We start from the raw sequence: 20,584 nt of genomic DNA, 5'->3' as shown, positions 1-20,584 counted from the left end.
CGGTTTCTGAGGCGATCAGGAGGGGGCGATCCGGGACGGGATAACCGGCGACGCAACCGCTGCGGGACCGCGCGAAAGGCTACAATTAAGTTTCTATCAAATGATCGGGACTAGCCTGTGGCCTCGCCCTCCAGTCGGAGACTTGACGATGCGGTACGCGGACGATGCGACCCCGATTCCGTCAAGTCATGTCCGGTCGGGTCGATCCGGCAGGCCCCACTGCTGGCGATAACCTGAAGATCGCTCAGCTGATGCCGCGTCCACCTGCCCCCGTCCTCGCCTGCCCCTCCCTCGCCTCCGGGCCGCTCGTCTCCCCCGCCGCCGGGGCGCGGGTGCGCGAGGCCACGTGGGGACGCCGGGCGGGTGATCGCGTTCGCGCCTCGGCACCGGGGAGCCCGGAGCCGGCGGCCGAGGGGGCGCCGTCCCGCGCCGCGAGCCTTCGGACCAATCGCTACGATCTGGAGGCCCGCGCCGGCCATCTCGACGAGGTGCTGCAATTCGCACCCTACCTGGCCTTGACCCATACGGTGGTCGTCGGTGCCGTGCTGCTGCTCTTCTGGAGCGAGGCGCACCGGACCTACCTGCTGATCCTGTTCGGCAGCGTCGCCGGTCCCATCACCCTCGCGGCGATCGGGGCGCGGCGCTACCGCCGGCGGCGCCTGGGGGAGCGCGACGTCGTCACCGGGCATCGGCTCGCCGCCCTGTTCTCGCTGATCCTGGGGCTGGCCTGGGCCAGCATGCCGCTGATGATCCTCCCCACCGCGGGCACCCAGGACCAGACCTTCGTGGTGGCCATCGGGGCCGGCCTGATGGCCACCACCTACACCTTCGGCTCGCTCGCGCATCTCGGCCTAGTCTACTCCGCGCCGATCGCCCTGGGCAGCCTCGCCGCTCTGTTCCTTGTCGGAGGGGCCGCCAACGGGTGGCTGGCGATGCTGATGGGCGTCTATTCGGCCTTCGTCGCCTTCACCGCCGGGCGGATGGGACGTCTCTCGGAACAGCGGATCATCGATCGCGTCCGGGTCGGCGAGCAGAACGAGACGATCAGCCTGCTGCTCCATGACTTCGAGGCGAGCACCAGCGACTGGCTCTGGGAGACCGACCCGATGGGACGCCTCCAGCACGTGTCCGAGCGCATCGGCCAGGTGGCGGGCGAGGACCCGGCGATCCTGCACGAGGCGCCGTTCGCGGCACTCTTTCTCAGCGTTCGCAAGCCCCGTCAGATGACCCCGGAGATCGCCGAGATTCTGGCCCTCGTCGCCGAGCGCAAGGCCTTTCGCGAGCGCGTCGTCGAGGTCACCATCGGCGGATTGACGCGGTGGTGGCGCCTCAGCGGCAGGCCCATCACCGACGGCGGCGAGACCTTCCTGGGCTTTCGCGGGGTCGGTTCGGACATCACCGACACCCGCCAGTCCGAGGCGCGGATCGCCTATCTGGCGAGCTACGACCCGCTGACGGGCCTGGCCAACCGGACCCAGTTCCAGGGCGTGGCGACCCAGCTCTGCGCCCGTGCGCAGACCGGGGGCGAGGCCTGCGCGCTGCTCTATCTCGACCTCGACGGCTTCAAGTTCGTCAACGACACCTTCGGCCATGCCCTCGGCGATGTTCTGCTGGTCCGGGTGGCCCAGCGCCTGACCGGTACGGTCCCGCCCCAGGGGCTGGTCTCGCGCCTCGGCGGCGACGAGTTCGCCATCCTCATGCCCGGCGGCGACGAGGATGCCCTGACCGAACTGGCCCGGCGCCTCATCGCGGCCCTGAGCACACCCTACACTCTCGACGGGGTTCAGGTGGAGATCGGCGCCAGCGTCGGCCTCGCCCTGGCGCCGCGCGATGCGCACAGCCCCGAAGGCCTCCTCAGCAAGGCCGATCTCGCCCTCTACCGGGCCAAGGCCACCGGCCGCGGCAAGGTCCGGGTGTTCTCGCCCGACCTCGAGGCGACGATGCGCCTGCGGCGCGAGCTCGAGGTCGATCTCAAGCGGGCGGTGGCGCAGGGCGAATTCAGCCTGCACTACCAGCCCCTGGTGGGTCTGGAGGACGGTCGGGTCCGTACCTTCGAGGCCCTGCTGCGCTGGACCCGCGGCGCCGGCGGCCCGGTCTCCCCCGCCGATTTCGTGCCCGTCGCCGAGGCCTCGGGCCTGATCACCGAGATCGGCCGCTGGGTCCTGATGCAGGCCTGCCGGGAGGCCGCGCGCTGGCCCGACGACATCCGGCTGGCGGTGAACCTCTCGCCGATCCAGTTCCGGAACACCGACCTCGTCGCCGACGTGACCCAGGCGCTGGAGGTCAGCGGGCTGAGGCCGGAGCGCCTGGAGATCGAGGTCACCGAGTCGGTGTTCTTCGAGATGAACGCGACGACCATCGCCAACCTCAACGAGTTGCGCGCCCTGGGCATCCGCGTGGCGCTCGACGATTTCGGCACCGGCTACTCGTCGCTGAGCTACCTGATCCGGTTCCCGGTGGACAAGATCAAGATCGACCGCTCCTTCATCAAGGACATGGACAGCCGACCCGAATGCCTGGCGATCATCGAGGCGATCCTGACCCTCGCGCGCAAGCTCTCGATCACCGTCACCGCGGAGGGCGTCGAGACGAGGGAGCAGGCGCAGATGCTCAGGGCGAGCCGCTGCGACGACATCCAGGGCTTCCTCTTCAGCCCGGCCCGACCGGCCGACGAAATCCCCCACCTCATCGCATCCCTGCCGGTGCGCTTCGGCGAGATTTTCCCCCTCCTGCCCCTCCTGCCCCTGATGTTCCGCCGGGCGCCGGCCTGAGGCCGTCCTAAGCGCGCAGGCGCTCGGCCACCGCCGCGGCGGCCCGCGCGCCCTCCGCGTAGGCGCCCCCCGCCGTGCCCCATTGCAGGCGCGACAAGGCCTCGCCGGCAAACCAGATCCGGTCCGCCACGGGCGCCTGCAGGCGGACCCGGGCATCGGCATGGCCCGGCGGCACCACGGCCCAGGATCCGCGCGCCCAGGGGTCGTGGCGCCACGCGCTCACCGCCGGGATGCTCAGGTCGTGCAGGGCGCGGGCGCCGACATGTGCGGCGAGCGTCGCCCGCACCAGGCGGCGGACCCCGTCCGGCCCGACCCCACGGGCGTCGAGGGCGGCGGCCATCGGCGCATCGAGCTCGAAGAAGTGGAACGGCGTGCCGTCGATCCGGGTGAGGAGGCCCGGGCTCGCCTCGCGCCCGCCGACGAGGCTCGCGAGCCGGTCCGCCCCCCGAAACGGGCAGGAGGGCCAGTGCAGCACCGCATGCTCGTAGATGCCGGTGGCGAATCCCGTGATCGCGTCCGCGACCTCCGGGGGAAGGACGGGGGTGAAGAGAGGCGCGGCCCGCAGCACCATGGTGGGAATCGTGACGATGACGGCCCGGGCCGCGAAGCTCCCGGATCCCGTGTGCACCCGTACGCCCGCGCCCGACCAGTCGATGCCGGTGACCGGCGTCCCAAGGGCGATGGGCAGCCCCTGGGCGAGGCGGGCGAGATAACCGCCGTAGCCCCCGGCGATGAAGCGGTTGTCGCCGTACTCCATGCTGGGAAAGTCCTGGAGCGAGACGCGGGCGAGGGACTGCCCGGAGACCAGGCCGTGGACGCGCTCGACCCGCCGGCCCCAGGGTCCGAGGCCCGGCGGCAGGGCGGTGGCCGCCGGCCGGTCCGGCCCCGCCCAGCCCGCCTGGGTGCTCATCGCCCGGTCGGCCACCGCGAAGGCACGGCCGAGGGCCGCCGCCTCCGCCGGCCGGCCGCGCCGGCGCCCGACCCAGAGATGGCTCTCCTGGGCCGCTACCCGCAGGGGCTCCCCCCGCTGGGTTCCGAGCCGCACCAGCGGGTTGATCGGCCCCGCATGCAGCCAGTGCCCGCCGAGGTCGACGGCGTGACCCCGCAGGGAGACCGTGACGAGGCGCCCGCCGACCCGGTCGCGCGCCTCCAGGACCGCCACCCGGACGCCCAGGGCCGCGAGGCCGCGCGCCGCCGCGACGCCGGCGGCGCCCGCCCCGACGACGATGACCTCCGGATCGTCGGGCAGGGGGGCCAGGCGCGGCGCGATGCTCGGGCGCCAGCGTTCGTGCTCGGGGCGGGACGTCCGCATGGATGACGGTCTCGTTCCTGTCGGCGAAGGATGGCGATGGGCCTAGCAGAGGGCGGTGCCGGGCGACACCGTGCGACCGGTCGCACGCCGGTCGTACGCCAGAAAACTCGGACGTCCAGGGTGGGCGCCGCGAATCGCCCGTCCGCCGCCCGGCGGGACGGGTGGTGCAGCGATGGCCCGCACTTGCGCCTGCGCACGGCCATCGCCAGAACCTCGGGACACGGCGCGCGCGGGGGCGACGCAGGCCGGGACCTCACGAACGGATCGATCCACGACCACGGGATACCCAGGTATGCTCATCCAGGCCGCCTTCGCCGCCGTCCGGCAGGTGTTCTCAGCCCCCTTGCGCGCGATCCTATGGAAGTCCCTCGGGCTCACGGTGGGCATCCTCGTGCTCGTCTGGTTCGGACTGACGCGGGCGATCAACTGGTTCCTGTCCCAGCACCATCTCTCGGTGGATTATCCCTTCCTCGATACCCTGGCGGTGTTCTTCGCCGGGGCCGGCCTGTTCGTGGGCCTCGCCTACGTTATGCCGGCGGTGTCGATCCTGGTGGCGGGCTACTTCCTCGACGACGCGGCCGAGATCGTCGAGCGCACGGACTTTCCGGGCGAGCCGCCCGGCCTCGCCCTGCCCCTCGGCACCGCCATGTTCTACGCCGTCCGCTTCGCCGGCCTCGCCCTGCTGGTGAACCTCGTGGCGCTGATCCTGTTCTTCGTGCCGGGGGTGAATCTCGTCGCGTTCTTCGGGGCCAATGCCTACCTGCTGTCGCGGGAGTATTTCGAGCTCGCCGCCGGACGCTTCCGGCCGATGGCGGAGGCCGGCGCCATGCGCCGCCACTACGGCGGCACCACGCTCCTCGCCGGCGTGCTGTTGGCCGGCCTGATGGTGGTGCCGGTGCTCAACCTCGTCACCCCGCTCTTCGGCATCGCCCTGATGGTGCATGTCCACAAGGGCCTCAGCCGGCGCACCCCGGTCGCCGGACCGCAGCCCCAGCCGCGCCTGCGCTGAGGCTCCCCCGGAGCTGCCGAGGGCCGAATTTCATCGTTCGGCCTCCCGTCTGGCCTGGAAGTGGTCTAGATACGCTGCACCAGGCTCAAGGACCGGCGCCGATCCAAGCCCCGCAGGGGCCGGACCGGCGTGGGGGCCGCTTTTCGAGACGCACGAGCGATGACCGGCTTCGAGACCCTCCCCCTGACCCGCCCCGCCTCGCAGCTCGTCACCGTGTTCGGCGGATCGGGCTTCCTCGGGCGCCACGTGGTGCGGGCGCTGGCCAAGCGCGGCTACCGGATCCGGGTGGCCGTGCGCCGGCCCGACCTCGCCCTGTTCCTGCAGCCCCTCGGCAAGGTCGGCCAGATCGTCGCCGTCCAGGCCAACCTGCGCTACCCCGACTCGATCGCCCGGGCGGTCCAGGGCGCCGACATCGTCGTCAACCTCGTGGGCATCCTCCAGGAGACCGGCAAGCAGACCTTTTCGCAGCTGCAGGCGGAAGGTGCGGGCGAGATCGCCCGGGCGGCGGCCGCCGTCGGCGCGCCCCTGGTCCACGTCTCGGCCATCGGCGCCGATGCACACTCGCCCTCGCAATACGCCCGCACCAAGGCCCTCGGCGAGGCCCGGGTCGCCGAAGCCGGCGGTCCGCACGTGATCCTGCGGCCCTCGCTGGTGTTCGGCCCCGGCGACAGCTTCTTCAACCGCTTCGCCGCCCTGGCCCGTGCCCTGCCGGTGTTGCCGCTGGCCGGCGCCGCGTCGCGCTTCCAGCCCGTCTACGTGGCCGACGTGGCCGAGGCGGTGGCCCGTGCCGTGGAGGGCCACGTGCCCGCCGGCAAGGTCTACGAACTCGGCGGCCCGGAGGTCGAGACCCTGGAATCGCTGGTGCGCTACATGCTCAAGGTCACGATGCGCAAGCGCGTGGTCCTCGGCCTGCCGCAGCCGGCCGCGATGTTCCAGGCCCGCGCCCTCGAGGTGGTCGACACCCTCACCCTCGGCCTCCTGCCGGACAGCCTCAAGCTCACCCGCGACCAGGTCGTCCTGCTCCAGAACGACAACGTCGTCTCCGAGACGGCCAAGGCCGAGGGCCGTACCCTGGAGGGCATCGGCCTGCAGCCCACCGCCATGGAGGCGGTGGTGCCGGGCTACCTCTGGCGCTTCCGCAAGGCGGGCCAATTCGCCAAGATGCAGGAGTTCGAGAGCGCCATCCCCGAGACTCTGACGCCGAAGCCCTTCGTGCCGCGCAGCGGCAGCGGACCAGCCCTCGGGCCGGATTCGAATGCCCCGAGCCGGATGGGCGTGAGATGGGGCACCCGGGGCTGAGGCTTTCGCCCGCCACCGGAGTCCTCAGGGCCGGCGAAATGGTCTAGAGGGCGCCTCATGACTCACGCCACCTCGCCCCAGGCCGACACGCCCCGCGCCGGCGCGCCCCTCGTGCGCTTCGCGCCCTCGCCCACCGGCTACCTGCACATCGGCAACGCCCGGCCGGCGCTCCTCAACGCGCTCTTCGCGCGGGCGCGGGGCGGGCGCTTCCTGCTGCGCCTCGACGACACCGACCGGGAGCGCTCGACGCAGGCCTTCGCCGACGCGGTCTCCGAGGACCTCGCCTGGCTCGGGATCGTGCCCGACCTGTTCGCGCGGCAATCCGACCGGGTGGCGGTCCACGATGCGGCCGCCGAACGCCTGAAGGCGATGGGCCGGCTCTATCCCTGCTACGAGACGCCGGAGGAGCTGGAGCGCCGGCGCCGGCGCCAGCTCGGGCGCGGCCAGCCGCCGATCTACGACCGGGCCGCCCTGACCCTGACGGAGGCCGAGCGGGCTGCCCTGGAGTCGGAGGGTCGCACGCCGCACTGGCGCTTCAAGCTCGACGCCCGCTCGGTGGCTTGGGACGACCTCGTGCGCGGCCCCGCCCATGTCGACTGCGCCTCGCTCTCCGATCCGGTGCTGATCCGGGCCGACGGCAGCTACCTCTACACCCTGCCCTCCGTGGTCGACGACGCCGAGATGGGCGTCACCCACGTCATCCGGGGCGAGGACCACGTCACCAACACCGGCGTGCAGGTGCAGATCTTCGAAGCCTTGGGCAGCACGATCCCGGTCTTCGGCCATCACAACCTCCTGACCACCGCGGACGGGGAGGGGCTCTCGAAGCGCCTCGGCCACCTCTCGCTGCGCGGCCTGCGCGAGGCCGGCTACGAGCCGGGCGCCGTGCGCTCGCTGGCCGTGCTCACCGGGTCGGCCGAATCGGTCCGCGCCGTGGCGGGCCTGGACGAGCTCGCCGGCCTCGTTGACCTTGCGCAGATCTCGCGGGCTCCGGCGAAGTTCGACCCGCACGAACTCGACGGGCTCAACGCCCGCCTCGTCCACGTCATGCCCTATGCGGAGGTCGCCGACCGCCTCGCGGCGCAGGGGGTCGCGTCCGAGCGCGCCGCGGCGTTCTGGGAGGCCGTGCGGCCCAACCTCGCCAAGGTCTCGGAGGCGGGCGACTGGTGGCGCGTGGTCACGGGCCCGGTGAGCCCCGTCATCGCCGACCCGGCCTTCATCGGGGCCGCCGCCGCGCTCCTCCCGGCCGAGCCCTGGGACGGGGAGACCTGGAAGGCCTGGACGGGGGCCGTGAAGGCCACCACGGGGGCCAAGGGCAAGGCGCTGTTCATGCCGCTGCGCCTCGCCATCACCGGGCTGGAGCACGGGCCGGATCTCGCCGGCCTGCTGCCGCTGATCGGGCGGGACGTGGTGCTCCACCGGCTGGCGGGAGAGGGCTGACGGCGGGTCCCTGCGGTGCATGCAGGCCCGACCCGCCGGCACCCGTGACTGTCGCTGGCCGGGCGGGGCGCCTATATCCGGGCCCGACGCCCTCTTCATCCCGAGTTCCTGACCCGAATGAGCACCGATCCCGCCTCGGCGGCACCGGCCACGGCCGCGCCGCCCGCGCGCCCCGGCCTCGTCGCCACCTATCGCCGTCTCTGGCCCTATCTCTGGCCCCACGGCCGGCCCGACCTGCAGCGACGCGTCTTCCTCGCCTTCGGCCTGCTGATCATCGCCAAGTTCGTGACGATGGTGACGCCCTTCACCTTCAAATGGGCCACCGACGCCCTGGTGGCGCTGACCGACCCCAAGCCGGGTGCGGCCATCCCCACCGGGCTGTTTGCCGCCCCGATGCTGCTGATCGGCCTCTACGGCCTGTCGCGCATCCTCATGGCGGGTCTGACGCAGGTGCGCGACGGGCTGTTCGCCAAGGTGGCGATGCATGCGGTGCGCCGCCTCGCGCTCCAGACCTTCGAGCACATGCACCGGCTCTCTCTGCGCTTCCATCTGGAGCGCAAGACCGGCGGCCTGACCCGCGTGCTGGAGCGCGGGCGCGGCGGCATCGAGGAACTCTCGCGCCTGATGGTGCTGACGCTGGTGCCGACCATCGTCGAGTTCCTGCTCGTGATCGGCGTCCTCGCCTACGAGTTCGACTGGATCTACTCGGTGGTCGTGTTCGTGATGGTGGCGGCCTACCTCGCTTTCACCTGGAAGGCGACGCAGTGGCGCATCGAGATCCGGCGCCGGATGAACAATTCCGACACCGACGCCAACACCAAGGCAGTGGATTCGCTGCTGAACTTCGAGACCGTGAAGTACTTCGGCGCCGAGCGGCGAGAGGCGGAACGCTACGACGTCTCGATGGCCAAGTACGAGAAGGCCTCGACGCAGACCTACGTCTCGCTCGCGGTGCTCAACGCCGGCCAGGCAGTGATCTTCACCGTGGGCATGACCATCGTGATGTGGCTGGCAGCGCGCGACATCATGGCGGGGCGTACCACCCTCGGCGGCTTCGTGCTGGTCAACACCATGCTGGTGCAGCTCTCCATGCCGCTCAACTTCATGGGCATGATCTATCGCGAGATCAAACAGGCGCTGATCGACATCGACGACATGTTCCAGATCCTGCACCGCAACCCGGAGATCGCCGACCGGCCGGACGCGCTGCCGCTCGCCGTCTCGGACGGCGTGGTGCGGTTCGAGGACGTGCGCTTCGCCTACGACCCGGCCCGGCCCATCCTCAAGGGTGTCAGCTTCGCGGTGCCCGCGGGCAAGACGGTGGCGATCGTCGGCCCTTCGGGGGCCGGCAAGTCGACCCTGTCGCGCCTGCTGTTCCGGTTCTACGAGCCGCAGGGCGGCCGCATCCTCATCGACGGCCAGGATATTTCGCGGGTCCGGCAGGCCAGCCTGCGGGTGGCCATCGGCATGGTTCCGCAGGACACGGTGCTGTTCAACGACACCATCGGCTACAACATCCGCTACGGCCGCTGGGACGCCACCCCGGCGGAGGTGCGCGCCGCCGCCGCCCTGGCGCAGATCGACCGCTTCATCTCCGCCCTGCCGGAGGGCTACGACACGCCCGTGGGCGAGCGTGGCCTGAAGCTCTCGGGCGGCGAGAAGCAGCGCGTCGCCATCGCCCGGACCATCCTGAAGGGACCGCCGATCCTCGTCCTCGACGAGGCGACATCGGCCCTCGACTCCTTCACCGAGCGCGAGATCCAGGATGCCCTCGACACCGTGAGCCAGGGCCGCACCACCCTGGTCATTGCTCACCGTCTCTCCACGGTGGTCAATGCGGACGAGATCATCGTCCTCGACAAGGGGGTGATCGTCGAGCGCGGCGACCATGCCACCCTGCTGGAGCAGGACGGCGTCTATGCCTCCATGTGGAGCCGTCAGCGCGAGGCCGACGCCGCCCTGGAGATCCTCCAGCGCAGCGAGGCGGCGCTGCCGGTGCCCAAGGAGCGACCGGCCCTCGTGCCGGAGCCGGCGCCCGCCGCGTAGGGGCCGCGCCGTCAGCCCCGCTTGTCGGGTTGCGGAACCGCCGCGGTGCCGTCGGTGGGCAGGACGAAGATCTGGCCCGGATAGATCAGGTCGGGATTGCGGATCTGCGGCTGGTTGGCGTCGAAGATCACCGTGTAGCGCGTGCCCTTGCCATAGATGCGCCGGCTGATCTGCCACAGGCTGTCGCCCCGGATGATGGTCGCGGTCCCGATCTCCGGGACGAAGACCGTCGGGCTCCGTTCCGCCAGAGCAGGGGTCAGGGCCTGTCTCTGGGCGGGTGTCTGGGGCGGGGCCGGGACAGGGCTTCGCAGCGCGGGCGCCTCGGCCTGTGCGGTGGCGGGCGGCGTGACCGAAGCGGGGCGCGGCGGGACCTGCGGCGACGGCGGCTGCGGGGAAGCCTCTCGCGAGGGCGAATCTTGCGACGTCCGTGCTTGCTGCGCCGGGGTGCGCGCGGGGGCTGCGGACGGTGCCGGCGTCGGGGCCTGGGGCGTTCCGGTCCCGGAATTCGCGGGCGGGAGCGCGGCGGGCGCCTGGGGGGCCGCTGCCCGGGGCACGGCCGCCGGGGGCAGTGTCGCCGGGTTCTCCGGCGTCCCCAGGCGTGCGACCGGGCCCGGTGCCGGCGGATTGCCCGGCTGCGCGACGGCCGGCCCGCCCTCGGGCGGCCGGCCCGCCCCCGGTGCCGCCGGCTTGGTCACCGCCGCGGGCACGTTGAAGGCGACCTCGGAGCGGGTCTTCACCTTGCCGGAGACGGGATCGACCTGGTCTACCCGGACCTTGTAGTCGCCCGGCCGGACGCCGCGCCCGATGGTGAAGGCCACCCGGCCGTCGGCGCCGGCACTGCCGGGCGCCACCAGGGCGTCGTTCAGATAGAGCCGCACGGTGGCTCCGGGCGGGGCCTGGCTCGTGACGTAGAGCCGTCCGCCCTCTTCCGCCTCGACGCTGACGATCTTCACCGGCCCGGTGCGGTCCGCGTCGGCCTTGCCGGGGCGGGTCTGCGCCGTCGGGGCCGGATTCCGGGGCGCGCGGCCGTCGGGCATGGTCGTTGCGAGGGTGCCATCGGCCTTGCCGCTCCGGCCGGCCTCGGTCTTATCCGGGAGATTTTTGCCCGAGGCGCCCTTGCTCGAGTCCATCCTGTCCGGTTCGGTTTTGCCCGAGGCGGCTTTCCCCGTCTCGGTCCTGCCCGCATCGGCAAGGGTGGTCCCCGGCGTCGCCGGAGCCGGGTCCGGCTGCGAGAGCACGATGGTGGGCTTGTCGGGGGAGGTCAGGGCGATGAGGGGCTTGGCATTGCGATGGGGCGAGACCACCACCGCCACGCTGTCGCGCGAGATCCGGGCCTGACCGTCGGCACCGAGCACCCGCAGGGTGATCTCACTGCTGCCGGTGGGCAGGGCGGGGGGTACGATGGCGAACTGGCCGGAGGGGTCGACGAGCGCACGGGCAATCGGCTCGTTGTCGCGCAGAAGCTCGACGGTGGTGTTGGGCGCGGCCCGCCCGGCGATCACCGCCTCGCCATTGGGCTCGATCCGGATGATGTCGAAGGTCGGCGCCTCGCTGCCCGGCGAGGTGCCCGAGGCCTGCGCCGACGGCTGGCCCGGGCCCAGGGCCGCCAGGGGCTTTCCCGCCGGCGCCGCCCCCTCCCCGGGGCTCGCATCCCGCCGGACCGGCGGATTCGGCTCGGCCGCGCCGTCGGTCCGGGCGGGGGGCTTGCCGGTGGGGGGGGCGCTCTCCTCGGGGGCGCCGGAGCCCGCCGGGGATCCGAGGCCGCGTTTGAACAGGGTGCCTGCGCCGTAGAGGGTGACCACGAGGGCAAAGCCCGCCAGAAGCCCCACGCAGGCGAGGAAGATGCTCCGTCGCAACTCCGCCCTCATGACACGCCACTCCTTCGTCCACCGGCACGGCGGCCGAAATTCCATCGCCGCGGGATCGGGCCCGTCGACAAACCGGCGATTGATGGCGACATATTAGCGAACATGATCGGATCACCAAATCATACCCGCCGGATCACGGCCGGATCTTCCGTAAAATCAGCAGTTTGGCTCGTGGACCGCGGCGGACGGGCCCCGGCCGCTGCGCATCAGGGAGGTCCGGCATGGCTCCGGTAAGGACGGTCTGCGTCTATTGCGGCTCGGGCTTCGGCGGCGATCCGGCCTTCACGGCTGCGGCCGTGACCCTCGGCAAGGCCCTGGCGGAGGCCGGGATCGGCCTCGTCTACGGCGGCGGCAATGTCGGCCTGATGGGCACCGTCGCCCGGGCGGTCCTCGAGAACGGCGGCCACGTCACCGGCATCATCCCCGATTTCCTGAAATCGCGCGAGCGCATGCTCGACGAGATCCAGGAGACCATCGTCGTGGAGGACATGCACACCCGCAAGCGGCTGATGTTCGAGCGCTCGGACGCCTTCGTGGCCCTGCCCGGCGGCATCGGCACCCTGGAGGAGCTGGTGGAGCAGCTCACCTGGGCGCAGCTCGGCCAGCACAACAAGCCGATCCTGCTGCTCTCGGTGGCGGATTTCTGGACGCCCCTCCTGACGCTCCTCGACCACATGCGGGGGCAGGGCTTCATCCGGGAAGGGCTCGACCTGAGCTACCTCGTGGCCACCGAGGCGGCCGACGTGGTCGGCCTGCTGCGCGACGCGGCCGGATCGGTCGCGCCGGCCCCCGCCGCCGAAGCCCTGGTGGCGGAGCGGTTCTGAGGCGACGGCCCCGGCGCGGCGGCCCGGCTCAGGTCGCCACGCTCCAGGTCGTCCCGTCCTTGCCGTCCTTCACGGCGACGCCCATGCCCAGGAGTTCGTCGCGGATCCGGTCCGAAGCGGCCCAGTCCTTGGCGGCCCGGGCCGCGCGCCGGTCGGCGATCAGCGCCTCGACCCGGGCGACGTCGACGCCGGCCGCCCGGATGGTGCCCTGGTCGCGCGCTGACTTCGTCTGGGTGAGCAGGCCGAAGAGGTTCGCCCCGGCCTTCAGGGCCGCCGGCTCGTCGAGGCGGTGCAGCTCGGCGAGTGCCGCGGCGGTGTTGAGGTCGTCGAGGAGCGGCTCGCGCACGCCCTCCGGGATCGCCGCGGCCGCGGCCACGTCGCCGACGACCCCGTACCAGCGGTCGAGCATCCGGGCCGCCTCCTCGAGGCCGCGCAGGGTCCAGTCGATCGGCTGGCGATAATGCGTCTTGAGCATAGCGAGGCGCGCGACCTCGCCGGGCCAATCCTTCAGCACGTCCCGGATCGTGATGAAGTTGCCCAGCGACTTCGACATCTTCTCCCCCTCCACCTGGAGGAAGCCGTTGTGGAGCCAGACGTCGGCCATCACGTCGGTGCCGAAGCAGCAGCGCGACTGGGCGACCTCGTTCTCGTGGTGCGGGAAGATGAGGTCGATGCCGCCGGCATGGATGTCGAAGCGCTCGCCGAGATGCTTCCAGGACATCGCCGAGCACTCGATGTGCCAGCCCGGCCGGCCGGGCTCGGCGATCCCGCAGGGGGAGGGCCAGGACGGCTCGCCGGGCTTCGAGGGCTTCCACAGCACGAAGTCGAGGGGCGAGCGCTTGTAGGGCGCGACCTCGACGCGGGCTCCGGCTTCCATCTCGTCCAGGGGACGCTTCGAGAGGGCGCCGTAATCGGGCATCGAGGGCACGTCGAAGAGCACGTGGCCGTCCGCCACGTAGGCATGGCCGCGCGTCACCAGGTCGGCGATGATGGTGTGCATCTCGGCGATGTGGTCGGTGGCCCGCGGCTCGACGAAGCGCGGGCGCCCGCCCGGCACGTTGACGTCCTCCGGCATCAGCACGCCGAGTTCGCGGATGTCGGCGTGGAAGGCCTTCAGGGTGCCGTCGGTGAGTTCGCGGATGCTGATGCCGCGCTCGGCGGCCCGCGCGTTGATCTTGTCGTCCACGTCCGTGACGTTGCGGGCATAGGTGACGTGGGGCGCGCCGTAGAGGTGGCGCAGCAGGCGAAACAGCAGGTCGAAGACGATGATCGGCCGGGCGTTGCCGATATGGGCGGCGTCGTAGACGGTGGGGCCGCAGGCATACATCCGTACGTTCGTGGGATCGATCGGCGTGAAGGCGGCCTTCTCGCGGGTCAGCGTGTTGTAGAGCCGCAACATCGAGGCCATGAAACTTTCCTTACGTCCCGGGCCTCCATCCGGACCCGTCCGTCCCTGAAAACACCGCAGCGCGTTGGTTTCGCGCGGCTTTTGCCGCAGCGCACCCAAGCGCCCGCCACACCGTCGCCGCGTTCCGCCCGGGGCCCTGTTGCGCGAAGGCGACGGCCGGGCCGCCCGTCCTGCGCTACCCCAAAACCATGAGCAATTCGAGAACGACGCCGGACCGGCACGCCTTCGAAACGCCTGCCGCGAAAACGACGGCACGGCGAAAGGGTTTGTTAACCCGGTGCCGCGAAATTTTCGCCCCATACGCTTCCGACACCAGCAAGGTTCTGCCCATGCGCCGCGCGACCGCCAGTATCGGCGCTCTTCTCGCTCTCGTCCTCTCCGCCCACCCCGCCCTCGCCTCCGACGGGGAAAGCCCGGCCAAGGCACCCGGCACCGTCGAGAAGACGTTCCTGATCCCGTCGAGCGAGGGGTACGGCGTCGGCGACTGCCTCACCAATGGCGAGAGCGCCTGCGGCCAGGTGGTGGCCAATGCCTGGTGCGAGGCGCAGGGCTTCGCCTCTGCCGGCTCCTTCGGCGTCGCCGCCCAGGACGAATATACCGGCGCGATCCCGCCGGCCCCAGTGGCCAAGCCCGCCGAGCGCCCGATCCGGATCACCTGCCAGGATTGAATCCTCGGGCAGGATGGATCCCGCCCGAGCGTGGCAGGCAGCCGGGTCGCTCCGACGTGAGGCGATCCGGTCTCCCGGGCTACTTCTCCATGAACGCGTCGCAGCGTGGCGGCGGCTCGGTGCCCCAGGGCATCAGCGGCACGGCGGAGGTGGAATTCTTGGGCGAGCCCTGAATCACCTTGTCCGAGTAGACCATGTAGATCAGCGTGTTGCGTTTGGTGTCGCAACCGCGCACGATCTGCATCGACTTGAAGATCAGCGACCGGCGCTCGCTGAACACGACCGCGCCCTGCTTGAACTTCTCCTTGAACTGCACCGGGCCGACCTGACGGCAGGCGAGGGAGATGTCGGAGACATCCTCCGCGAGGCCGAGGGTGCCCTTGATGCCGCCCTTCTCCGGTTGGGTGTACCAGCAGGCCACCCCTGCCACCGACGGATCGTCGATCCCGTAGACCACGAGCTTGTCGTTGGGTGTCAGAGGTCGCCACACGGTCGACTTGTCGAAGATGCGGTCCGCATCGTCCGCGCGCGCCGGTTGTGCGGCGAGGCCGAGCCCCAGCGCCAGCGCGCAGCCTGTGAGACCCCGAAGCCACATCATCGTATCATTCCCCTCAGTTTGTTCCGAGCGGATGTGGGAAGGGTGTCGCGGTCGTGCGAGGGTCGCTAATAAACTTGTGTTGAGCCCGTTCGCCTCCGCTTCGTCGAAGTTTCCTTCGGGGGACGTCGCGCGGCGGCGTCCCGCCATCCATTGCAATCAGGCCATGCCGCTGATCCCCTCCCAGATCCGCACGCTCGTCCGAGTGCTCGCCGGCGTCCTCGCCGTCACCACCCTGACGGGTATCGCCGAGGCGCAGACCTCCGCCTGTCTGCGCTACCGCTCCGAACTCGCCGGCCTCAGCGACGGCGCCAGCACCGCGCGGGCCCTGCAGAACGAGATCGGCCGCCTGAATGCCTATTATCGCACCCTGAACTGCGAGGGGGGGCGGTTCCTCTTCTTCGATTCGCGCCCCCCGCAATGCGGCGCGGTGGAACAACGCATCCGCGCGCTCAACGCCGGCTACGGCGCCGAGAACGGCGAGGTGACGGCCGCCCGCCGGCAGCAGCTCACGGAGGCGATCGCCGCCGCCTGCACGGATGCGGCGAGCCGCAGCCTGATCAAGGCGGACGGCCCTCCGGGCGAGGCGCGCGCGCGCGGTGGCGCACAGGTGATCTGCGTGCGCACCTGCGACGGCGCCTACTTCCCGATGACCAACCTGCCCGACGGGCGCGAGGGCGCCGACGAGCTCTGCCAGGCCCTCTGCCCCGGCGCGGAAGCCGCCGCCTATTCGATGCCGCACGGCGACGAGGCCCTGAAACAGGCCGCCACCGTGAAGGGGAGCCGCGCCTACACGGCCCTGCCCAACGCCTTCAAGTTCCGCACCTCCTTCACGCCGAACTGCTCGTGCAAGCGCGAGGGGCAGAGCTGGGCCCAGTCCCTGGTCAAGGCCGAGAGCATGCTGGTCCGGCACAAGGGCGACATCTTCGTCACGCCGATGCAGGCCGAAGCCCTGTCGCGCCCGCCGAAGGTCCGCCTGACCCTGGTGGGACGGGCCGACAAGACCGCCGCGGGCCTCGCCGCCGACGCCGCCACGCGCAGTGCCGGCGTCGCCTCCGATGCGCCTGCGCTGACGGAGCCGGCCGCGGCCGTGCCGGGGACGGGCGAGGAGCGCCAGCCGGTGCGCATCATCGCCCCGAACCTGTTCTCGACCGCCCCCCGGCCGGGGAATCCCTGAAGGGGGACAGTCGGCGCCGCGCGGCCAAAAAACGGGAACCATCCCGCTCGCATTCTGTTCCGAAGGCCTCATCAACGACGTGAGTGACCTTCGATGCGGAGCATCCGCCACCTTCTCCTGACCGGCACGGTTCTGCCTGCCCTGCTCCTGTCCGGCCCCAGCCTGGCCCGGCCGGACTCCGCATCGGGTGGCACCATCCTGCTGGCCCAAGCCCTGCTGACCCAGGCCGGGCCGGGCGAGGGGCCGCGGGGCGAGGGCCCCCGGGGTGGGGGTGCCGAAGGTCCGCGGGGTGGTCCACCCGGCGGCGGACGTGAACGACCGGAGCCGCGGCAGGAGCGCCCCGAGCCGCGCCAGGAACGGCCGGCTCCCCGCCCCGAGCCCCGCCAGGAGCGGCCGGAGCCTCGCCAGGAGCGGCCCGAGCAGCGTCCGGAGCGGCCGGCCGCCCGCCCCGAGCTGCGCCAGGAGCGCCCTGAGCCCCGTCAAGAACGACCCGAGCCCCGTCCGGAGCGCCAGGAGCGTGTGCCGGCCGCGCCGCCGGCCGAGCGTCCCGCCGCCCGTCCGGATCGCCCGGAGCCGCGCCAGGAGCGTCCCGCCCGCGAGGAGCGTGGCCCCGGTCCGGACCGGGATCAGGCGCCGCAGCGTCGTGCCCCCGGTGCCGATGGGCCCACGGAGCGTCCGTCGCCCCCGCCGGCCGCCCGGGAGCGCACCCCCGACCGGCCGAACACGCCCGAGCGTCCCGCCGCGCCCGAGCCGAACCGTCCGGCGCCTGCGCAGCCGCGCCAAGCCCCGCCTGCTGCACAAGCCCCCGCTCCGGCGCAGGCCCCGGCGCCGAACGCACCCGAGATCCGCAACCCGGCCAACCCCGTCAATCCGAACGTGCCGGGCGCAGCCCAGCCGGGCCGTCCGAATGCCCCCGGCGAGCCGCGTGCCCCGGGCCAGCCCGCTCCCCCGACTCCGCAGCCCGGCCAGCCCGGCGCCGCGGCGCCCAATGCGCGGCCCGGCGTCCCGGGACGGCCGTTCGTCCCGCCCGGTGCCCCGAATCCGGACGCGCCACGTCCCGACGGCCGTCCAGGTGCGGGTGCCAACCCGGCCGACGCCCGGCCGGATCGGGACGGACCGATCCCGGGCGGTCGGGATGCGAGAGATCCGGCTGCCAGGGAGTCCGGGACCCGCGACCTGCGCCGCGACGGCCCTGATCGGAACGGCCCCGGCCGCGACGACGCGGGCCGACCTGATCTCCGGCCCGGCGATGCCCGCCGCGACGATCGCGGCATCGACGCCCGCCGCGACGATCGCGGCATCGACGCCCGCCGCGACGATCGCGGCATCGATGACCGTCGCGAGGACCGCGAGCGGCGTGACGCCTTCGAGCGCCGCGACGCGCGCAGCGGCTTCAATGCGCCGGGGCGGCCGGGTTACGTCCCGGGCGGCTTCCGGGACGATGACGATGTCCGCGACTACGATCAGGTGCGCCGCGACCGCCGCGAGTTCTCGGAAGGGGGCCGGACCTATATCCGCGAGCCCGGCCGCATCATCGTGCGTGACCGCGACACCTACTTCATCCGCCACGACGAGAACGAGCGCTTCCGCGATCTCGACCGGCGGGCCTATCGCAGCGAGCGTCGCGGCGGCGACACCATCACGTATCTCGACCGGCCGGGCGGCGAGCAGATCGTCACCATCGTGGACGATGACGGCCGTCTCGTGCGCCGGTCCCGCCGCTTCCGCGACGGGCGCGAGGTCGTCATCATCGACAACAGCTTCGGCGGCGGCGTTGCGCGGCCGATCTACGAGGATGTCGTCGAGTTGCCGCCGCCGGACATCCGCATCCCGCGCAATCGCTACGTGGTCGATTACGAGGGGGCGGACGAGGGCGCCGTCTACGAGGCCCTGTCGGCCCCGCCGGTGGTGGCGGTGGACCGGCGCTACACCCTCGATCAGGTCCGCTACAGCCCGCAGTTGCGCGCCCGCATGCGCAGCGTCGACATCGATACGATCAACTTCGACACCGGCTCGTTCACGGTGACGCCGGACCAGGCCGCCCGCCTCGCCACCATCGCGTCGGCGATGAACCGGGCGATCAAGGCCAATCCGCAGGAGGTGTTCCTGATCGAAGGCTACACCGACGCGGTGGGGGCCGACATCGACAACCTCTCGCTCTCCGACCGCCGCGCGCAGTCGGTGGCCACGGTGCTGACGCAGAACTTCCAGGTGCCGCCCGAGAACCTGACCACGCAGGGCTATGGCGAGCAGAACCTGAAGGTGAACACGCAGAGCGCCTCGCGCGAGAACCGGCGGGTGACCGTCCGCCGCATCACGCCGCTGATCCAGCAGCAAAGCGAGGCGCCGCCGCCGCCGCCGCGCTGAGGCGATAAGTTCGGCGACCGGCGGGCGACAAGCCGCCGGTTGCCCGCTGCGCGCCCGTCGCTTGCCGACCTTCGACGGACCGGTGACGGCGAGAAGGCTGCGTGGGTCGCCTGACGGGCCCGATCGACCCTGGTCGTCGATCGGTCAACGCAGACACCCGGGACGCATGGGTTCGTCCCGGCCTTCCTCTCCTGCGCGTGGCCGGCAGGATCGCATTCCCGATGCGCTCCCGCGTCGCTGCGACGGTCCACCGGTCACGATCCGGTCCGTCATGAGCCTGGGGCCCGGCGCGCGGGTCGCGTCACCGCCCCGTTGCACCGGCCGGACGTCGAACGGTCCTGCCCAGGCAGGCCGCGGGGGCACGGGACTGGAGCGGTTCCGCCCTGTCGCCGTTCGGCCGCTCGCCTGCCGGCGCGTTCCCCCCGGAAACGGCGCTCCGCGAGCCGACAGGACGGCGACACGGATCGCCTCGAACCGCCGCGTGGAATCCAGGCGGGCACCGGCCATGAATTTCGATCGTGACCGGGGTCCGGATTATCAAATCTTTAATCGATCAATCTACAGTCTAGATCGTCTTTCGGGCCTGTTGTGTTCTGATCGCCGCAGACACGACAGCATTTTAGGCGCTCTTATCAAGCAATGTCGATCAAGCTGAAGTGGATATTGATTTCGATCATCGGTTCTGTCATCGCCGCCCTGGTGGTTCAGGGCGGGATAGCGATGAAGAGCTTGGAGAAAATCCGGGCGAATTCCACGCAAATCTCTACGGTATGGATGCCGAGCGTGCGGAGCTTGGGCGAGATCAAGTTCACGTTGACGAATCTACGGCTTGTCGATGCGCGCTATGTCATGGGGCGGGATTCGGCGGCTTCGCTCGAAACGCTCAACGCGGCGCGCGAGAAAGCGGTCGAAACCGCCTTGAAGGCTCATCAGTCGTACATCGCCGCCCCTGAGGAACAGGTGATCGCCGAAGACATCGCCAAGCGCTACGCCGCGTATGACGAGGTCCGCGGCGGTTTTCTGGCCTCGTTCAGGGCCGGTGACCAGAGCGCGATGGTCGACGCGTTCGAGATGACGCGGCCGGCTTACATGGAACTGATGAAGGTCATCGACGACGATGTCGCCTACAACGACCGTGGGGCCGCCGCGGCGGAGGCCGCCTCGAAGATCGACTACGCGAACGCCTTCTGGCTCACGGTCGCGGTGGGCGGCGTCTCGCTCCTGATCGGCGTTTGCGGCGCGGTGTTCGTCCTCTTCGGCGTGACGCGTCCGATCGCTCGGATCACCGGTGCGATGCAGGCGGTCGCGGGGGGCGATCTGGCGCGGGACATCCCCTATTCCGGCCGCCGCAACGAGATCGGCGCGATGGCCTCGGCCCTTTCGGTCTTCCGCGACAACCTCCTGGAGACCGAGACCCTCCGCCAGCAGCAGAAGACAAGCGACTTGGCGGCGGAGGAGCGGCGCCGGCTGGGGATGCACCAGATGGCCGATCATTTCGAGACGGCCGTGAGCGGCATCATCACCCGGGTGACCAGCGCCGCCACGGAGCTTCAGGCCACGGCCCAGAGCATGGCCGGCACCGCGACCGAGACCGCCAGCCAATCCACCACCGTGGCCGCCGCCGCGGAGGAGGCCGCCTCCAACGTCAACACCGTGGCGGCGGCCACCGAGGAGCTCGGCTCGTCCGTGCAGGAGATCGGACGCCAGGTCGACGGCTCGGCCCAGCTCGCGCAACGCGCCGTGGTCGAAGCGGAGCGGACGGCCACCCTGGTGCAGGATCTCAGCACGGCCGCGACCAGG

The 20,584-nt window shown here is 71.4% G+C and carries 14 protein-coding genes; 10 read left to right on the top strand and 4 right to left on the bottom strand.

The window, feature by feature from the left end:
- Window positions 1-251 precede the first annotated feature (251 nt).
- Entirely contained in the window at window positions 252-2,771 is a 2,520-nt protein-coding gene (locus tag ASF20_RS17185) for an EAL domain-containing protein (RefSeq protein WP_082501440.1), read from the top strand.
- Window positions 2,772-2,778: 7 nt separating this feature from the next.
- Here the strand turns inward: ASF20_RS17185 and ASF20_RS17180 are convergent, their stop codons facing one another.
- The gene (locus tag ASF20_RS17180; protein ID WP_056276108.1) at window positions 2,779-4,083 is read right to left on the bottom strand and encodes an NAD(P)/FAD-dependent oxidoreductase; all 1,305 of its coding nucleotides are present in this window, start codon (window positions 4,081-4,083) and stop codon (window positions 2,779-2,781) included.
- 292 nt (window positions 4,084-4,375) lie between these two features.
- Between ASF20_RS17180 and ASF20_RS17175 the strand changes: the two genes are divergently transcribed.
- The 4 genes from ASF20_RS17175 (at window position 4,376) to ASF20_RS17160 (ending at window position 9,877) form a co-directional block, all read left to right on the top strand.
- Entirely contained in the window at window positions 4,376-5,092 is a 717-nt protein-coding gene (locus ASF20_RS17175; RefSeq protein ID WP_056211675.1) for a sulfate transporter family protein, read from the top strand.
- Window positions 5,093-5,251: 159 nt separating this feature from the next.
- Window positions 5,252-6,391, top strand: a complete 1,140-nt coding sequence (locus ASF20_RS17170) for a complex I NDUFA9 subunit family protein (protein ID WP_056276105.1) — start codon at window positions 5,252-5,254, stop codon at window positions 6,389-6,391.
- A 57-nt stretch (window positions 6,392-6,448) separates the two neighbouring features.
- Window positions 6,449-7,831, top strand: a complete 1,383-nt coding sequence (gene gltX, locus ASF20_RS17165; protein ID WP_056276102.1) for a glutamate--tRNA ligase — start codon at window positions 6,449-6,451, stop codon at window positions 7,829-7,831.
- Window positions 7,832-7,948: 117 nt separating this feature from the next.
- Window positions 7,949-9,877 carry an ABC transporter ATP-binding protein/permease gene (locus ASF20_RS17160; protein WP_056276100.1) on the top strand — a complete coding sequence of 643 codons (1,929 nt, stop codon included), beginning with the start codon at window positions 7,949-7,951 and terminating at the stop codon, window positions 9,875-9,877.
- A gap of 11 nt (window positions 9,878-9,888) precedes the next feature.
- Here ASF20_RS17160 and ASF20_RS17155 read toward each other — a convergent pair whose 3' ends face one another.
- On the bottom strand, window positions 9,889-11,745 hold the full coding sequence (locus tag ASF20_RS17155; RefSeq protein ID WP_056276098.1) for a LysM peptidoglycan-binding domain-containing protein: 1,857 nt from the start codon (window positions 11,743-11,745) through the stop codon (window positions 9,889-9,891).
- A 221-nt stretch (window positions 11,746-11,966) separates the two neighbouring features.
- Here ASF20_RS17155 and ASF20_RS17150 point away from each other — a divergent pair, with 221 nt between their 5' ends.
- The gene (locus tag ASF20_RS17150; protein WP_056211684.1) at window positions 11,967-12,569 is read left to right on the top strand and encodes a TIGR00730 family Rossman fold protein; all 603 of its coding nucleotides are present in this window, start codon (window positions 11,967-11,969) and stop codon (window positions 12,567-12,569) included.
- A gap of 28 nt (window positions 12,570-12,597) precedes the next feature.
- On the opposite strand, the gene cysS is transcribed toward ASF20_RS17150, so the two are convergent.
- On the bottom strand, window positions 12,598-13,977 hold the full coding sequence (gene cysS, locus ASF20_RS17145; protein ID WP_056276096.1) for a cysteine--tRNA ligase: 1,380 nt from the start codon (window positions 13,975-13,977) through the stop codon (window positions 12,598-12,600).
- 329 nt (window positions 13,978-14,306) lie between these two features.
- On the opposite strand from cysS, the gene ASF20_RS17140 reads away from it, so the two are divergent.
- Window positions 14,307-14,645, top strand: a complete 339-nt coding sequence (locus tag ASF20_RS17140; protein WP_056276093.1) for a hypothetical protein — start codon at window positions 14,307-14,309, stop codon at window positions 14,643-14,645.
- Between the two features lie 79 nt (window positions 14,646-14,724).
- Here the strand turns inward: ASF20_RS17140 and ASF20_RS17135 are convergent, their stop codons facing one another.
- Window positions 14,725-15,240 (bottom strand): CreA family protein, encoded by a 516-nt coding sequence (locus ASF20_RS17135; protein ID WP_156389772.1) that lies wholly within the window; start codon window positions 15,238-15,240, stop codon window positions 14,725-14,727.
- 166 nt (window positions 15,241-15,406) lie between these two features.
- On the opposite strand from ASF20_RS17135, the gene ASF20_RS17130 reads away from it, so the two are divergent.
- The 3 genes from ASF20_RS17130 to ASF20_RS23570 all read left to right on the top strand — a co-directional run.
- Complete coding sequence (locus tag ASF20_RS17130) at window positions 15,407-16,417, top strand: DUF2865 domain-containing protein (RefSeq protein WP_056276647.1); 1,011 nt, start codon at window positions 15,407-15,409, stop codon at window positions 16,415-16,417.
- Between the two features lie 93 nt (window positions 16,418-16,510).
- Complete coding sequence (locus ASF20_RS17125; protein WP_056276091.1) at window positions 16,511-18,784, top strand: OmpA family protein; 2,274 nt, start codon at window positions 16,511-16,513, stop codon at window positions 18,782-18,784.
- Window positions 18,785-19,423: 639 nt separating this feature from the next.
- Window positions 19,424-20,584: MCP four helix bundle domain-containing protein (locus ASF20_RS23570; protein WP_244476467.1), on the top strand; the 1,161-nt coding region annotated here is incomplete at its 3' end.

This window comes from Methylobacterium sp. Leaf88 (assembly GCF_001422795.1).
GTDB lineage: Bacteria > Pseudomonadota > Alphaproteobacteria > Rhizobiales > Beijerinckiaceae > Methylobacterium.
Note: the sequence above shows the minus strand (reverse complement) of the source record. Positions and strands in the feature narration are given on the sequence as shown.

Coding starts and splice junctions, on each gene's coding strand:
- ASF20_RS17140 (WP_056276093.1), top strand. CDS start 14,307: ATGCGCCGCGCGACCGCCAGTATCGGCGCTCTTCTCGCTCTCGTCCTC.
- cysS (WP_056276096.1), bottom strand. CDS start 13,977: ATGGCCTCGATGTTGCGGCTCTACAACACGCTGACCCGCGAGAAGGCC.
- gltX (WP_056276102.1), top strand. CDS start 6,449: ATGACTCACGCCACCTCGCCCCAGGCCGACACGCCCCGCGCCGGCGCG.
- ASF20_RS17130 (WP_056276647.1), top strand. CDS start 15,407: ATGCCGCTGATCCCCTCCCAGATCCGCACGCTCGTCCGAGTGCTCGCC.
- ASF20_RS17175 (WP_056211675.1), top strand. CDS start 4,376: ATGCTCATCCAGGCCGCCTTCGCCGCCGTCCGGCAGGTGTTCTCAGCC.
- ASF20_RS17185 (WP_082501440.1), top strand. CDS start 252: ATGCCGCGTCCACCTGCCCCCGTCCTCGCCTGCCCCTCCCTCGCCTCC.
- ASF20_RS17170 (WP_056276105.1), top strand. CDS start 5,252: ATGACCGGCTTCGAGACCCTCCCCCTGACCCGCCCCGCCTCGCAGCTC.
- ASF20_RS17135 (WP_156389772.1), bottom strand. CDS start 15,240: ATGTGGCTTCGGGGTCTCACAGGCTGCGCGCTGGCGCTGGGGCTCGGC.
- ASF20_RS17155 (WP_056276098.1), bottom strand. CDS start 11,745: ATGAGGGCGGAGTTGCGACGGAGCATCTTCCTCGCCTGCGTGGGGCTT.
- ASF20_RS17160 (WP_056276100.1), top strand. CDS start 7,949: ATGAGCACCGATCCCGCCTCGGCGGCACCGGCCACGGCCGCGCCGCCC.
- ASF20_RS17180 (WP_056276108.1), bottom strand. CDS start 4,083: ATGCGGACGTCCCGCCCCGAGCACGAACGCTGGCGCCCGAGCATCGCG.
- ASF20_RS17150 (WP_056211684.1), top strand. CDS start 11,967: ATGGCTCCGGTAAGGACGGTCTGCGTCTATTGCGGCTCGGGCTTCGGC.
- ASF20_RS17125 (WP_056276091.1), top strand. CDS start 16,511: ATGCGGAGCATCCGCCACCTTCTCCTGACCGGCACGGTTCTGCCTGCC.